Origin of the sequence: Segatella buccae ATCC 33574, assembly GCF_000184945.1 — a bacterium.
Lineage (GTDB): Bacteria > Bacteroidota > Bacteroidia > Bacteroidales > Bacteroidaceae > Prevotella > Prevotella buccae.
The window spans coordinates 1-826 of sequence record NZ_GL586322.1 but is presented as its reverse complement, the minus strand read 5'-3'; the positions used below and the strand labels follow the sequence as shown (position 1 = coordinate 826).

At 62.2% G+C, this 826-nt stretch carries 1 protein-coding gene; it reads right to left on the bottom strand.

What is annotated here, in order from left to right:
• Positions 1–599: 599 nt before the first annotated feature.
• The coding region (locus HMPREF6485_RS14280) for a hypothetical protein (protein ID WP_044126555.1) at positions 600–826 on the bottom strand (227 nt) is incomplete at its 5' end.

The window sequence follows — 826 nt, the reverse complement described above, 5'->3', positions numbered from 1 at the left end:
CTTCCGGTCTCTTCCCCCGCCTGTCTTTCCCTTCCGTTTTCTTTGTCCTGTTTTTTCTTTCCCTGTTTGCATTCCGCCTTTTTTCCCCTTACCTTTGCAGTGCGGGGGGAGGCGCGCGTGCGCCTTCCCCTTTTCCTTTTCCTTCCCTTTCCTCGCCCGTCGGGTCTTCCCTGCGGTTCGGGAGTGCCCTTGCGGGTCTTCCATCCGGCCCTTCCGGCTTTCCGGGTGCGGCCCTTTTGCGTCTCCGGCGGGCCCCTTTTGCGGTGCCTTCCCGTTTCCTCCCCCTCTCCGCCCGGCATGGCCCCTTGCGCCGTGTAATCCTTTTTCGCATTTTCCAATGTTTCGCGCTGTATGCGCCCTCCGCGCCCCGCTCCGGCCCCCGTCCCGTGCCGGCGGCCCGTCCCGTGTGGGGCCCATATGGCAAGGCGCCCCGTTTCCCTCCCGCCCTCCGTTTTGTCTGTTTTTGCGAAAACTTTCCCCTTCCGGCCCAAAAAAGTCCCCCGTTTTTTTGGCCGTCCGCCTTTTTTGTGCTACCTTTGCGTCCGCTTTCGCCCTCAAGCGGGCCGTGTGCCCGCGGGGGCGTCGTTCTTTGGAAGGATTTACATAAAAGACAGAGAAAAGGTAGTACAGGAATCGGGCATCCCCCTTCCGGCGCGGCCCATGCCGTGCGGTGCGGGGGTGTCCGTGTGAAAGGTGCGAACCGGAGATTCCGTTCCGGCCCCGTCGGGCCGGAACGCAGGGAAAAGGTGCATTTGCCACCGGGTGGCTGCAATGAAGGGCAGGCGTTCCGGATCAGGGACAACTTCGGCATGCGGGTGATTTGCAC